Annotated in this window: 6 protein-coding genes; 5 read left to right on the top strand and 1 reads right to left on the bottom strand. The window is 59.3% G+C overall.

Annotated features, from left to right (window positions below):
- Positions 1 to 192 precede the first annotated feature (192 nt).
- The gene (locus RGAI101_RS09695) at positions 193 to 9,174 is read right to left on the bottom strand and encodes an AMP-binding protein (protein WP_008225924.1); all 8,982 of its coding nucleotides are present in this window, start codon (positions 9,172 to 9,174) and stop codon (positions 193 to 195) included.
- Positions 9,175 to 9,283: 109 nt separating this feature from the next.
- Between RGAI101_RS09695 and RGAI101_RS09690 the strand changes: the two genes are divergently transcribed.
- From RGAI101_RS09690 to RGAI101_RS09670, 5 genes are all read left to right on the top strand, one after another.
- Positions 9,284 to 10,825 (top strand): oligosaccharide flippase family protein, encoded by a 1,542-nt coding sequence (locus RGAI101_RS09690; protein WP_008226002.1) that lies wholly within the window; start codon positions 9,284 to 9,286, stop codon positions 10,823 to 10,825.
- Positions 10,826 to 10,936: 111 nt separating this feature from the next.
- Positions 10,937 to 12,112, top strand: a complete 1,176-nt coding sequence (locus RGAI101_RS21265; RefSeq protein WP_050763199.1) for a HupE/UreJ family protein — start codon at positions 10,937 to 10,939, stop codon at positions 12,110 to 12,112.
- 31 nt (positions 12,113 to 12,143) lie between these two features.
- Positions 12,144 to 12,398 (top strand): acyl carrier protein, encoded by a 255-nt coding sequence (locus RGAI101_RS09680; protein WP_008227588.1) that lies wholly within the window; start codon positions 12,144 to 12,146, stop codon positions 12,396 to 12,398.
- Positions 12,395 to 13,579: an acyl-CoA dehydrogenase family protein gene (locus RGAI101_RS09675; protein ID WP_157044670.1), complete on the top strand. Its 1,185-nt coding sequence runs from the start codon at positions 12,395 to 12,397 to the stop codon at positions 13,577 to 13,579. The genes RGAI101_RS09680 and RGAI101_RS09675 overlap by 4 nt, the downstream gene beginning before the upstream one ends.
- Before the next feature lie 99 nt (positions 13,580 to 13,678).
- Positions 13,679 to 15,244 carry an amino acid adenylation domain-containing protein gene (locus tag RGAI101_RS09670; RefSeq protein ID WP_008226339.1) on the top strand — a complete coding sequence of 522 codons (1,566 nt, stop codon included), beginning with the start codon at positions 13,679 to 13,681 and terminating at the stop codon, positions 15,242 to 15,244.
- Positions 15,245 to 15,389: the final 145 nt, after the last annotated feature.

Genomic DNA, 15,389 nt, shown 5'->3' with positions numbered 1-15,389 from the left:
CGTCGTCTAACGCTCCGGTACCACTTTATATGTATCTGCATATAATTCGTAGCGACAACCTGTCGCTCAGTCAATTTCGCATATCGGTGAAACCCAGAACGGCCCTGACGCAAGGTTTCGCACCGGTCACCGCGTGCGGCCGACCGGACAAAGGTCACCTGCGATGACCGGGCATTTCCATAGCGGCTGATGTCAGACGCGTTTCGCCGTCGCGGTGATGCAGGTGATTTCATTGAACCAATGCGCATCGCGGCTTTCCGGGGGCAGCCCCAGATCGCGGATCAGGCGAAGTTCCACCGTGTCGAAATGGGAATGAAGCGCGCGTTGGTGTCGTCGGCTTAAGGAATCGCGCTCGGGCGCGAAATAGGTGAACCGCCCGCCCGGTTTCAACAGCCGCGCGGCGACGGGGAAAAACTCTTCTGCGAAGGTGCAGCAATGCCTGAGGTTCTGCACCAGCTCTTCGACATCCAGAGGGTAGGTGTGAAACAAGATGCCGTCATACTGTGCCAGTTGATCAAGACTGTCTTGCCAAAGGGCATCAATGATCTGAATTTCGCGGTTGCGGAACTGGCGCTTCCAGCGGTTCGCATCCGCAATAACATGGGGGTTGCAATCGACAATGGTGTGCGATGCGATCTCGTGCGACTGCACCATCGCCGCGGAAACCCCCCGCCCATAGCCGATTTCCAGAATATCCCCGCCGCGGGCACAAACACTGTCAGCCATCGCTTCCATCAAGGGGATTTGCCAGTTCTCCATGATCTCCTCAGGTCTGAGAGCCGCTGTCGCGCGATCGCTCATCGCGGCCATCCCGCCCGTCTTGATCATTTTGGGGCCACGGCGGGACAGATCATCCACTTCTTCGGCAAGTTCGCGCACGGCCATATTCAGCAACCAGTTGCGCTGCTCGATCCGTGGCATGGCAACGGCATTTTCATGCTTCAGCTTCAGTTCGACACTGAAATCTGCGGTCTCTATCCGGTACGCGTCCGCTTTGGTGCCGTCGGGGACGGGCACAGACGGCGGCACTGCTTGCGGTTGTGCGTCAAACGGATGGCACCGGGCGACCACGTTGTCGATCATCATGCGAAACTCCGCGGCTGTGTCCTGTACCCGCGGGGGAAAGAGTATTTCCACACCGAAGCCTTCGATGGTGATCTCCTTCCAGTCGCTCAGAATACCGCCCCAGCCCCGATCCGCCCCGTCTTTCAGCCAAAACTTGGGTTCCTTGGTGCTGCGGATCGCAACGGACGGCCCTGCGTAGGGCACATGTTCAAAATCGTACAGCAGAGCAATCGAATCTTCGACGTATTTGCGCGATGTCAGGCGGGGGGACAGGGGCTTGCCCGCAGCCTCTGCCCGGCGCACCAGATGGTTTTCAATATGCCGCGTGATCATCTGCTGGCGCAACTTGACGATGCCGCCCAGCCGTTGCGGCAGCGTGATGAAAAGATCGAATTTATCGCGCTTCAACTGGTTCCAACGCTGTCTCCAAACGCGTTTCACCACGTTGTCATACCGATGATTCAGGCGGGGCGCATGTAAGTCGTTGAGCATGATGTTAAGCGCCGGCGTCCGTCCGCGGCGGGTCAATTCAACGGCGGTCGCATGGCTGAAGGGAACGCCCCCACAATGGGCCGTCAGCACAATCGGCCCCTGAGGGTACATGCGCATGATTTCATCTGCATAGGCATGCCCGACCGCGTGAATGTCGATCTTGCCGTGAAGCATTTCCGACGGTTTGCGGTGGTGGCTGAACTTGATCGGTTTACCCAGCCCGAAAAATGGCTGATCCGGCCCCAATTGCTCTGATATGTGGCGGAAGAATTCGACATTCTCGCCCAGATTATGGATTGCAAAAATTGGCGGACGGGTTCCGTTGGGCTGGATCGGGATATTCAGGGTCCGGTAGCCCCCAGCCTCGGGAAGCGGCAGGGGGGCGCGGTGAAACCGGGGCTGCGGCGGTTGGACTGCGGCAGGGGGCACATCCCCCAGCAGCGCGTATGCAAGGCCATGGGCCGTGGGCGTGTCATAAAGCTGTGTCGTGGAAATCGACAGACCGGTTTTTTCAATCGCCATGACCGCGTTGAGCCCCATCAAAGAATGCCCGCCGTGATCGAAAAAGGACTGTGACGCGGTCAGCTGGTCATTGCGCAATTCCGCCCGGAACACCGCGAGGATTTGAGCGCTAAGATCTTCGACCGATGCCATGATCCTGGGGGATCTAGGTTGCAGGAATGTGGGGGTGGACGGTGTTGTCTCTGCGCCAAGCAACTTTGGCAAGGCCAGCGCAACGGTTGCGTTGCGGTCGATCTTTTCATTGATGCTGACCGCAAAGCGCGGCATCCATGCAATGCGCGTGGGCACCATATAGGGGGGGAGTTCTCGGGCAAGTGCCGCGCGTATGGCATCGGTATCTGGCTGTGTCGGTGTCTCTACCACAAGGGCCAGATCGACGTGATCGCTGTGCCGTGTGCCCAGTGCCAGCCGCAGTGCGCTGTCGGGATCGGCGGTGGTCTTCACCTCGTCAAGGGCTGCAGTCAAAACCGCCGGGGGCACCGATTGCATGATCTGGGTCAGGGGGCGCGGATCAAGCGTTGTCAAAATCGCATGTGATATCTCGCCTGTCGCGCAGACCAGCGCTTCGACTTCGGTTGCGCCAATTCTGTGTCCGTTCACGTTTAGCTGCGCGCCAGTTCTGCCCAGCAGGACCAGTCTGTCGTCCCTGATCATGGCATTGTCACCAGACAGGACATAGCGCATTGGCACAGGCCCAAACGGGTCCGGACTGTCCGCCAGGCTGCCGAACCGGCCGGATTTTTCTGGATCGGCACCGATATATCCCGATGTGACTTGCGGCCCGCCAATGGCCAGTCGCCCTTGCTGGCACGGTGGCAACAGGACCCCTGCATCATCCAGTATGCCCAGCCATACACCGGGGATCGGATGGCCCACACTGTCGTCTGAAGCGCCGGGTTCGTAATGCACGACCGTGGCCCAGACGGTGGCTTCGGTGGGGCCGAATTCATTTGACAACCGGCTGTCGGGGGCCTGTTCGAAATGCGCCTTGACCAGCCATTCAGGACAGTGATCCCCGGCAAGGATGACCTGCGTCGGCCACGTCTTGCCCCTGTGGCGTTTCAAAAAGCCTGCATACAGCACAGGCACGCAAAGCGTATGGCTGATCTGGCCGCTGGCAAGCCGTGCGGCAAGACCGTCGATGTCACCGCGTTCCTGATCGGTGGGTAAAACCAGCGTGCCACCTGTCGAGAGGGTCCAGAAAATGCCGACCATCGAACTGTCAAAGCCGATGTCCGACAAAAGCAGGAACTGACAGGGCGGGGTGGCGTATTCGACCTGCCGCGCGGCGGTGCTGGCTGCAAGCTGATCGTGACGGATGGGCACGCCCATGGGGCTTCCGGTGCTGCCGGACGTGAAGATCACATAGGCTTCGCTGTTCAGATCGCGGTCGGCCTCGGGGGCCTCAACGCGCGCCCAGTCCCGGTTCAACTCGTCCGACGGGCATCCGAGCTGCGTGTTTTTCTGATCCGTGAGGGCGTAGGTCACCCCCAGGGTTTCCACGATGCGCCTTATGCGCGCCTGTGGGGTTTGCGTGTTGACCGGAACATAGGCTGCACCGCTGCGCATGATCCCGATGATCGCCGCGATCAGCCGAACGCTTCGGGCACCGCTGATCAGGACGCGGGCACCGGGGCCAACACCCTGCGCCGCAAGATGCGCCGCGATGGCACCGGACTGGCGGTCAAGCTCTTGCCAGCTGAGCGTTTCATCGCCGCAGATGACTGCGCTGGCACTGGGCTGGTGCGCGACATGCGACAGGATGGCGTCAAGGATATGCGGGGCCTTGAGCGGCTTGGGGCCGATCAACATCGCGCCGGTGTCTTGGTCTGAACGCGCGTTGAAAATAGCGGCGTTGGGGTCTTCGATCATCTGTTCAATGGCCTTGCAGAAATCGCCCAGCAGGTTCTGCGCGTCATCCGACCCGGTGAATGTGCCGGAATATTCCAGCATCGCAGTGGGCGAGGTGTCATGGACCTCGTGAAAGAATGTCAGTGGCGCGACCGCATCGCCAGCGGAAAGAAACGTGCCGTCGATGCGCGCGCCCGCAAAATGGATCGGGTTGTCGTGAATGATGGCGACCAGCGCATCCAGTTGCGGCAAGGGGGTGCCCGCTTCCTTTCGATCCGCAACAATCTGGGCAAAGGGGTAATCCTTTAGCGGCAACACTTGGGCCAGGGTCCGGGTAACCTCGGCCAGCAAGCTTTCATAGGTCGCATCGAGGGGGCAATGGATCACCAAGGGCAGCGGGTTAAGGAAATAGCCCACCAAATCTGCGGTATCTGGATGGACGCGTGACGACGACACCAAGCCGATGGACACATCATCGCCCCCGATCAAAGGACGCAAGGCAACCACCGCGGCCGCAATGGATACGGCGACAGGCGTATGGTCCACATTTTTCCGATACACATCCGACAGCGACGACAGCCGGTGCGTCAGCAGGGCGTCAGGCTCTGGCAGCTTCGGGCGCGGTCGATCAAGATAACCCGTTCGCGTAGCAGGCGGGTAGACCAGCCAGAAATCCTTGTGCGCGGTTGTCTGCCGGTCTTCTTGCCAGGCTGACACCGACGCATAGCTGCTTGGAAGCGTTGGCAATATCCCATCCTGATAGCAATCATCCAACTGCTGCCAAAGAACTGCAAAACTCTGATGGTCGCAGGCGATGTGATGGACGGCCAGGGCGACGACGGTGTCCCCGCCATCCAGTACCATCGGCAGGCAGCGCAACAGGGGGCCGTTCTCAAGATCGAAGGGGTACCGCTGCAAGTCGCGGGCGGCTTTCTCGGCCGCCTCGCGCGTTGGTACATGCAGGACATGCCGGATGTCGACAGCGCGATCTATCGGCAATCTGCGGCGTGTCGCGCCATAAGTCCAAATTAACGGCGCGTGGCACCGGGCCACGGCCTTCAACGCTTCGCCGAACCGCTCCGCGTTCAGAGGGGCCGAAAACCTTGCCATCATGCAGACATTGTAGCGGCTTGATGCGGGCTGTGACCTGTGTTCGAAAAGTATCGACTTTTCCTGCAGCGACAGGGTCGGGGGCTGATCCTGGCCCTCTGACGGCATCGCTGGCGGCAGAGGGGAATCCACGGCATCAAGCGCATCAATGGTCGCCGCAAGTTCGGACAGAGTGTTTGGCGCAAAGGCGATCTGATCGGGTATCCGCTTACCCAGCCGGTCACTTAAGGTAATGATCATGGTCACGGCAGAAAGGGAATCTCCCCCCAGGGCCGAGAACGTATCATTCGGCCCGATGGGAGATGTTTTCAACACCTGTTCCCAGACCTGAATGAGGGTGCGTTCGGTCGGAGTGAGAAAGGAGAGCGGGATTTCGGCAGCCGCGCGCACTGTCCTGTCGGGCTTTGGAAGCAGGGCTTGGTCAATCTTGCCATTCGGGCTCAGCGGGACGGCGTCAATTTCGACAAAGGCAGTCGGCATCGCGTACGCTGGCAACAAGCCCGCAAGGTGGCGGCGCAGCGCTGCGGGGTCCAAATGGCCTTTCTCCGCCTCTGACAGAACCACCCACGCCGTCAGGGTTTTGCGTGCCGCGGGCGCATAGTCGATGTCGTTCAGGATCGGATCGACTTCGTCCGATCTGATATGGTCGGTCAGCTCCGCAATGGCCTCGTCGCGGGTTTTGTGGCCCAGGCGCACGTCCCAGGCATAGGGAATGGCATAGTTATGGAACCCCTGTTCGATCAGATGGGTGTGAATTCCGGCCACATTGATCAGGCAGTTTGACGACCGCCCCGTGTCGCGTGGCCGCTGCCACGCCGTATGGTGCGCCAGATAGGCAAGCATCTGTTCAAGGCGTACATCATGGTAGCGGTAGAAATCGATAAAGGCGATGCGGTCGAACAGGCTGTCATCGGACAACAGATCCGGATCAACGATGCCGCGCACCGTGTCGTCGACCCGGTGATAGCTTTTGCGTGCGGCAACCACGGCATCATCAATCGCGTTGGCGTCAAAGCGCCCTGCGCGAAATTGATCGGGCGACAGTCTGGTTTCAAAAAGCTGCCCGCGCGACAGGCCTGTTACGATCGCACGGATGTCCAGCTCTGCCGCTTTTTGCAGGGCGAGTGTATAGATGGTCTTGAAGCAGCCGTGACACACGTTTGAATGGGCTGACAGCGACTCGCGGAAGATGGTGCCCATTTCCGAGGTCGTGACGAATTCGTGGGGGACGCACAGATCGCGGATTGCCCTTTTAATGTTCGTCTTGGCGTCCTGGGACAGATAGCCATTGTCCAGCGTGAGGACATAGGGGCGATGGCCAAGCGCCACGGTGCGGTAAAGGGCATAGGTCGAATCCTTGCCGCCGCTCAGCAGGAACAGGCAATCATGGGGGGCATCCGTTGCACGCCCGTTGATTTCCGCCTGCATGTCTTGCGGTGTTTTGAACCAGCTTTCAGTTTGCGCCACGATCTGTTCGAAATCACGGCACACTACGCAGATGCCATCAGCATCGAAGGTGACATTTGGCACGTTATCCGGCAATCCGCAGGTCAGGCAGTGGCGCGTGGCGGCCAAAGGTTGCGGCGACCAAAGCCGCACGACCGCTTGGGCAACGCCGGGGTGTGCGGTCAACGCCTGTTCGATTTCCTCGGGTTCCAACCGGACACCGCCGACCTTCAGCTGCGTGTCGATGCGCCCCAGGTAGACGGCCTGGCCGTCTCCATTCAGATAGGCCAGATCGCCCGTCCGGTAGAATGTCTTTGCGTCCAGAGTGATGAAGGCATCTGTGCTGCCGTCCAGATACCCGTTGGCCATGCCGGACCGCGACACCAGCAATTCGCCGGGAACGCCCGGCGGGACGCGGTTGCCTTGGGCATCCACGATGCGCAGGGTCACACCGGGGGCGGGGACTCCGATCGGCATGTTGGTCTCGCCCGTCGGGCGGGGCTGGTCAGAGGAGAAGATCATGCAGCCCACGACGGTTTCGGTCGGGCCATATTCGTTGAATATCCTGATGGGGCGACCAACCCGCTGCAGGGCGTCCACCAATCCCAAGCCAAGCGCCTCCCCTCCGACGACGATCGTGTTTATCGCATGACGGGCGGGCAAAATCTTCTGCAAGATCGCAAGGTGGGACGGGGTCGCCTTGAGCCATGTTATGTCTTTTTGCGCTGCCAGTGCGGACAGTGCCGCAGGTCCCGCATCGGGGATCGCGATCAGGCGGCCGCCGCTCAGGATGGGGCAGAACAGGCTGGTGATCGTCAGGTCAAAACCCATGTTGCCGAACAGCGGCGCGACTGCGGGGGCATCGAAATATGCGGCAAGCGCAAATCGCAGATAGTCCGAAAGGCCTTCGCGTGAAATGGCGACGCCTTTCGGCGTCCCCGATGTGCCCGACGTGAATAGAAGATAGGCTTCGTCCGTCGGCTGGTAGGTCATATCCGGGATCGGATCCGCAGGGCTGATCGTGTCAAGGTTGGTCGCCATGTCGATGATCATTGCGGGCTTGGCCAGATCTATCAGGGTTGCCCGTCTTTGTGGCGTAAGCGACAGGTCAAGCGGCACAAAGCTGCACCCCGCAAGCACCGCCCCATAAGAGGCGATCACATAAGCCATGCCGGGCGCACGTTCGAGGCAAATGCGATCACCCGCACCGCAGCCATGCTTGTGCAGGTAGCGTGCAAAGCCCCACGCCGCCCGCCACAGTTCATGGCCCGAAAGGGACGCGTCCTTCTCTTCCAGCACGGGGGCGTGCCGGCCCTGCAAGGCCGTGTTCAACAGCGCCGCAACATCGGTTTCGGGACCAAGCAGTGGTGGGGTATTCTCCCAATTTCGAACAAATTCGGCCTCGTCCGGGGGACTTAGGTCAAGGGCATCCAAGGGCGTATCCGGTGATCGTACACCCGCCAGCAATGCATGCTTCAGATGTGCGGCGGCGGGGTAGGCAAAACCGTTTTGACCGGGCGCGGTCTTGAGGTCGATCACATGGGTGACTTGATCCCCCGCCGTGACCGGAGACCCGACCGTGGTGGCGAATTTATGTATCTGGTAGCGGGCGACCTGATGGGAATCCAGCGCACCCGAGAAAAGATAGGCAATCCGCGCCTGCACATCGCCGAATTGCACGTCGGATTGTGAATGGGGCAGATAGTTCAGCAGGACATCAACCGGGACCTGCGGGCTTGACCCCGGCAGCGCGTGGCGCAGCATTCTCAGAACGGCATCGGCGGTCTTGCGAAATCGGGTTCTGAAGCTGTCATCAGGGTCGCAACTGATAGTGACGGGAAACACCTCTGCCAGCGGGCCGATGACATCCATGTTCGTCCCGTTGCGCTGGTGCAGCAGGACACCGATGGTCAGCTGGGGCTTGCCCGTCAGCTTGCCAATCCACACGCAAAGTGCAGTCGCGTGCAGTACAAGCAGGCTGAGGTCCGGTGAAAACACGCTTAGCCCGCCCTTGGCTGCCGTGTTCAACAGGTCCTGTTCGTCAGATGACAGGCAAAAGGAAAGCTGGGTCGCATCGGTCCCGCCCAAGGAGGTGGGAAAATAGAGCGGGCCGGTTTTGGTGACCGTGTCGAAGGTCATCGGCGCGGAAGGGGGCGTTGGTGTGACGGCGTAAAGATTTGACCCTTCAAGCACGCCATCAGCATATGCTTTTGCCGTTTCCGTAACCATCAAAACAGCGGACCTGCCGTCGGTCACGGCGTGATGCATGATCAGGAACCACGAAAACCCTGCGTCGCCGTGATCAAGCAGCGTGCTCCTTAAGGCCCGTTTGGTCAGATCGAAGGGGCGTGCGGAGGCGGTTTTGACCCACGCTTGCAGATCGGTCTTTGCAAGAGGAATGATATCGGTCTCGACGGGAAACTCGGCTGCGGGGATAACCTCGGCGGTGTCTCGGTCATGGATGCGTGTACGCAAGGCGGTGTGTTTCTTGACCACCTGCGAAAAGGCGGCGCGCAGTCTGTCATTGTCAATTGCACCCGCGAATTCGACCAGCAGCGGCATGTTGTTCTTAGGGTCGCCTGTTGACGCGTTCCCTGCAACGATCAAGCCCTTCTGAAACCGTGTCAAAGTGACGGATCGGCTTTCTTGCGGTTCGCTATCGGGTCTGCTTTCGAGCGTCTTTTCCAAATGCTTGGTCTCTATTCGAAATTAGTCTAAATACTGAGGTACCATAGTACATAGGTCCCCCAATGATAGATCGGTTTGGATTTTAAGTGGCCGAATTTCCGCGTCAAGAATGCCAACGCCGAAGCACCGGACAGCAGCACTGTCTGACCGCGGGAATCAGGCCGGTGCCGTACCTGTGACGGCAGTTCCTGACGAAGAGGCATCCCGGCAAAAATTGCGCCTTGGCACGGTGCAGATCGGGTTCGTGTCGATGCTGAACGTGGCCGCCGCGTTCGTGCGGTACAAGTTCGTCACCGTCATTTTGGGGACCGCGGGATTGGGCATCTATGGCATCTTGCAGAATGTCACGGGCATGGTGGCGGCGCTTGCGACCATGGGTTTGGCCTTCAGCCTGACCGGCGCAGTTGCCAAAGCTGCGGGTGATGCGCCGCGACAGGCGATGATCGTCAGTCATACGCTGCTCGTGTTGGCCGCAACGGCGGTGACTGCGGCCCTCGTGTCCATTGCTTTCGGGATGACGGTGCTGCCGGCGCTGATTCCGTTTGGCGACGGGCCTTTGCTGATCTGGTGGTTGTTGCCGTGCCTTCCGATCATGGTCTGGTGCAATGCGCTGGGCGCAGGATTGATGGGGCACGAGGAAACCCGTAAATTTGCCCGCGCAACCTTGGTGGCGAATATCATCGCGATCCCGGTCGGGATCTGGCTGATATGGGTCTATGGCACGGGCGGTCTGTTTCCGTTGATCCTGGTTTATCATCTGGTGCGAATGATGGTTCTGGCGCAGGCCTATGGCCGTGACCGACTGGTCGAGATGCGCAAGCATCTGCGAATACGGGCCGCATGGCGCACGGTGCGGCCGATGATGCTGACCGGTCTGCATTTCATGTCGGGCGGCGCGTTGGGGGTCGGCAGCGTTCTGGTCGTCCAACACCTTATCCTGACCACCTATGGCCTGCCAGCCGTCGGCGGGTTTCAAGGCGTCTATGCGATTGCTTTTCAAATCTCGGCCTTCCTGCTGCTGAGCTTTCAGGCAAACCTGTATCCGCAGCTCAGCCGTGCAGGGTCGGATCATGCCCGCGCGCGAAAGATTTCAAACGATCAGGCGCGGTTGCTGCTGATTGTCGTGGGCGGTGTCTTGCTGGGGGTGAACGGGTTTTCAACCGCTGTCTTCAGTGTGCTTTTTTCGTCGGAACTTACAGGGTTGGTGACATTCGCTGCGATCTGGTTCGTGGGCGAGGTCGTCAAATCGCTGGCCTGGATCCCGATTTTCAACTTGCTCGCGCGGGACCGGAATGGTGCCTATCTGGTGACCCAAGTGGTCGCGGCGGTGGTGTATGTCGCCACAGTCGGGCTGGTGGTGTTGCTGGACCAGCCCTTTGACTATGTGGCTTTCGCCAATGTGACGGGACCGATTGCGATGCTCGTCACGGGGCTTTTGCTGCAAAAGGAAGGTATCCTGTCCTATTGGCAGCGTGATGTGAAGCTGATCGCTGCCCAGTTGATCCTCGGGCTTGGGGTCGTCGCCGCGTTGCGCCTGATCGACAGCCCTGCGGCCTTTCCAGTCGGTGTCGGCGCGATGGCTGCCTTTTCGATCCTGCATCTGCTTGAAATTCGTGCGCTTTTTTGGCAGCGTGTCGGGCCAAAACCTTAAGGCTTCAGATGCTGCGGCCCATCGCACCACGCATGGTCGACAACTCTGGACATCAAGCGGGTTTCGGCCCAGCATCCATCAGGTTTTGATTTTAAAAATGGAATTACACAGTTGTTCTTGCGCCTATTGCTGCCTTTTCTTCTGAGTTTCGGATTTATCGCAACCGAAGCGTCGGCCCACCGTAAAAACGAAAGCTATATTTACCTGAACGTCGCAGACGCGGCCCTTTCGGGGCGGTTTGAATTCAACATTCAGGATTTCGGGGAGGTTCTGCCTCTTGATGACGACGCGAACGGCATCGTGACCCCGGCAGAGTTCGACGCCCATCGCACCGAAATTTACGACCTTCTGCAAACGGTCTTGGTCTTTGACATCAACGGTCAAAGCTATCCGATTGCACCGTCCCACCACCGGTTTCTAGAGGTTGCTATCGGTGTCTTTGCGCAGGTCTATTTTGATACCGATGTTGCAACGCCATTGCCCGACAGTGTGGATGCGGCCTACACCCCCTATTTCCCCGAAAACGGGCCAAGCCTGCCGGTGTTCCTGATTATTGAAAGCAACGCAAAATCGGGGCTAGAGGGCAACGAGGCCCGTCACAGCCTGATATTCGCGCCAAACCGTGAAACCCGCAGCATCGACCTGACGGGTGGGTCGTCCTGGGGGATTTTCACCAGTTTCATCGTCTATGGATTTCATCACATCCTGATCGGCTATGACCATCTTTTGTTCCTTTTTGCGCTGCTACTGCCGGCGGTTCTGACCCTGCGCAACCGCAGTTGGGTGCCGGTGGACAGTCTTCGGTCCGGGTTGATGAATGTGCTGACAGTCGTGACGCTGTTCACCATAGCGCATTCCGTCACCTTCAGCCTTGCGGCGTTGGAGTTGATCCGCCTGCCGGAGCGTCTGGTCGAGACGCTGATCGCAGCATCCATCGCCATTGCCGCCGCGGCCAATCTGACCGCCACGCCCAGGCGGCGGGTCTGGATCGTTATCTGTGGCTTTGGCTTGTTGCACGGGCTGGGCTTTGCGAATGTACTGTCGCCGCTGGGCGTCGATCCATCCAACCTTTTCGTGACGCTACTGGGGTTCAACATCGGCGTCGAAATTGGACAGATCGCATTTGTCCTGATCTGTTTTCCGGTACTTTTCGTGCTTCGGAAATTGTGGGTCTACGTGCCGGTGTTCCTCTATGGCGGGTCATCTCTTTTGATGCTCATCGCATTGTACTGGTGCGTAAAACGTGCGTTTATGCTGGATGTTTCGCTTTCCAGATTGCTGTTCTAGCCTCGTATTTTCTTTCTGAAAGGTCTCTGAAATGACGCCAGCATTACAGGCCCAGACACGCACCGTCATCCGCAGCTATCTGGGGGAAGGCCTGCGTTTGGGGCGCGATCTGACTGATGACGAAGACCTGTTGGTCAGCGGATTGCTCGATTCCCTTTCCGTTGTGCGCTTTGTCGCGATGCTTGAGACCGAATTCGATCTGGTCATCCCGCCTCAGGATATCACCTTGACCAATCTGGCCAGTATCGACGCGGTAATGATCTATCTTGAAAGCAGGGGACTGTGAGCGTGAGCCCCGATCACGATGCGGGAATGATGTCTGACCCCAGTGATGCCCAGCGGTCGCTGACTGCGGCGGCGTTGGCCTTTGCACAGAAAAATCTGGACCCGGGTACGGCCGAGCGCGAAAAAGGCGACCCGGTCAAAGACCCCGCCTGGCGCGCCCTGTGGCAAAAATGCGGTGATTTTGGCCTGTTTGGTCTGGGCGTACCCGAAGAATATGGCGGTGCAGGCCACGATGTCCTGACCACGATTATGGCGCTGGAAGCGATCGGGCAAGGGTGCCGGGACAATGGCCTGACCTTGGCGATAAACGGGCACATCTGGACTGTTCTTTACCCGATCCTGGCCTTTGGCTCAGACGCGCAAAAGAAGAAATATGTGCCGGGTCTGTGTGATGGCAGCCTTGTGGGCGCGCATGGGCTGACCGAACGGGAAACCGGGTCCGATGCGATGAAAATGACCACCACCGCCCGGGAACGTGACGGTGGTTTTGTACTGAACGGGGCCAAAGCATTTGTCGGCATGGGGCCAGCTTGCGATCTGGCCATCGTCTTTGCCAAGACCGATCCTGACAAGGGCGCTTGGGGCGTCTCGGCCTTTCTTGTCGAAACGTCTGATGCCGGATTTATCCGGGGGGCAGCGGATGAAAAGATGGGGCTGCGCACCGTGCCGCTGGGCCCCCTGGGCTTTGACAATTGCTGGATTCCCAAAGATCGCCTGCTGGGGCCCGTCGGCGCGGGGATGAGCATTTTCCAGCATACGATGGAATGGGAACGGTGCTTTATTTTCTCCAGCCATGTGGGGGCCATGGCGCGGCAGTTGAAGGACTGCACGGCCTATGCCCGATCACGCGAGACCTTCGGCGTGCCGATTATTGATCACCAGTCCGTCTCGAACCGGCTTGCCGACATGCGCCTGCGTCTTGAGACGTCAAGGTTGCTGCTTTACCGGGCCGCGTCGCTTAAGGACAAAAAGCGCCCCGCCCCGCTGGAGGCCGCAATGGCGAAATTGCACATCTCGGAAGCATTTGCCGCCTCAAGTCTGGACGCAGTGCGGATCTTCGGGGGGCGGGGGTACCTGTCCGCCGATGGTGTCGAACGTGATCTGCGGGATGCGACCGCCGGTCTGATTTATTCCGGTACCTCGGATATCCAGCGCCAGATCATTGCGCGTCTGCTGGATTAGGCGTGGTCCCGTGATATCTGCAAACCATCAGCACGGGATGAAACCTGAGACGCCAATGGCACTTTCGGCGGCAACCGCACGGGAAGGGTTGGCCTGACGATGACCGTTAACCTCCTCCACCAGATAATCGACCGCGCGGCTGAACGTGATCCAACAAGCCAGGCGTTCCGGTTCATGGATCAAAGCCTGACCTACGCCGCGCTTGCAGACCGCAGCGCCCGTCTTGCGGCTGAGTTGATCGGCCAAGGCGTCAAGCGCGGTGACCGTGTCGGTATTTTGATGCCCATGTCGCTTGAATCGGCCTTGGCCATCTACGGGATACTCAAGTCAGGGGCTGCCTATGTGCCGCTTGATCCGAGCGCTCCGGTCGAAAGGCTTGTGCTGATCATGCAGCAATGCGGGATCACGCATCTGATCTCGGCTGATGCCAAAACGGCGACGCTTGAAGCCCTATGCGAAAGATTGCCAAAGCTGTCCTGCATCGTCGGCGTGACGACGGACATCGCGCCAACCGTCCGCTGCATCAGTTGGGACAGTGTCACAACCACCCCGCCGGCGGCCCCGGTGCGGATGATTTCCAGTGACATCGCCTACATCATCTTTACCTCCGGTTCGACCGGAATGCCCAAGGGCGTGACCCATACCCACGCCAGTGGGCTGCATTATGCCCGCGGCATCACTGACCTGTTCGGCATCCTGCCCTCGGACCGGCTGGCCAACCACGCGCCTTTGCATTTCGATATCTCCTTGTTCGATTTTCTGGGCGGGCCGCTGTGCGGTGCCACGACCGTGATCCTGCCCGATCCCTACAAGGCTTTTCCCGCCAGCATGTCGGAACTGATGGAGAAGGAGAAGGTTTCAATCTGGTTTTCGGCTCCCTTCGCGCTGACAGAACTGTGTCTGCGCGGGGTTTTGGACCAGCGTGATCTGACGGCACTGCGGTGGGTGATCTTTGGTGGGGAACCCTTTGCCCCCAAGTACCTCAATGCTTTGATCGCGCAGTGGCCCCATGCGCGGTTCAGCAATTGCTACGGCCCCGCCGAGGTCAACGCGTGCACGTATCATCACATCGACCAGAGTTTGGCCGACGATGTCGAGGCGATTCCGATTGGGCGGATATGGGATGTCGCCGAAGGATTGATCGTCGATGAGAACGACGCGCCCGTTGCATTCGGCACCCCGGGTGAATTGCTGGTCCGGACCCCCACGATGATGCGCGGCTATTGGCGCGCGCCCGACCTGAACGCGACCTGCTTCTATCATCGTCCCGTGACCGAAGATTTTTCGGACCGGTTTTACCGGACGGGTGATCTGGTGGTGGATGGCGGCCCTGACGGCATGCAGTTTCTGGGCCGCAAGGACCGCCAGATCAAACTGCGCGGCTTCCGGATTGAGCTTGACGAGATTGAGGCCGTTCTGGCGCAGCATGAGCAGGTCGAGGAAGCCGGAAGTTTCCTGAGCCGGGACGCATCGACCATTTGGGCTGCGGTCACCTTGCAGCCGGGGGCGATGACCACGCCTGAGGAACTGATCGTGCATTGTCGCGACAGGCTGGCACGGTATTGCGTCCCTGCAGAGATCCATATTCTTCAGGAATTTCCTCGCACCACTTCGAAAAAAATCGACAGGCGGGCGCTTGCGATGCTGTTCGGCCCGAACACCTGAACCACGGTCGGCGTTGCAAAAACGGGGCGCACGCCTGACCACTACCATTTGGAAAATTCGGGGGTGTTTCTACCGCGTAGCGACGAACAGAAGGTTTGACACCGGTGCTGTTCCCCTTCCTAAATGCCGGGATGTTTGTTCGATC

It is taken from the genome of Roseobacter sp. GAI101 (genome assembly GCF_000156335.1).
In the GTDB taxonomy this organism is placed as follows: domain Bacteria; phylum Pseudomonadota; class Alphaproteobacteria; order Rhodobacterales; family Rhodobacteraceae; genus Sulfitobacter.
The sequence above is the reverse complement of the archived record's forward strand: the minus strand, read 5'-3'. Positions and strand labels throughout refer to the sequence as shown.

Bases quoted from the DNA above. Each gene is read 5' to 3' on its own strand.
- RGAI101_RS09680 (WP_008227588.1), top strand. From the start codon at position 12,144: ATGACGCCAGCATTACAGGCCCAGACACGCACCGTCATCCGCAGCTAT.
- RGAI101_RS09670 (WP_008226339.1), top strand. From the start codon at position 13,679: ATGACCGTTAACCTCCTCCACCAGATAATCGACCGCGCGGCTGAACGT.
- RGAI101_RS09690 (WP_008226002.1), top strand. From the start codon at position 9,284: ATGCCAACGCCGAAGCACCGGACAGCAGCACTGTCTGACCGCGGGAAT.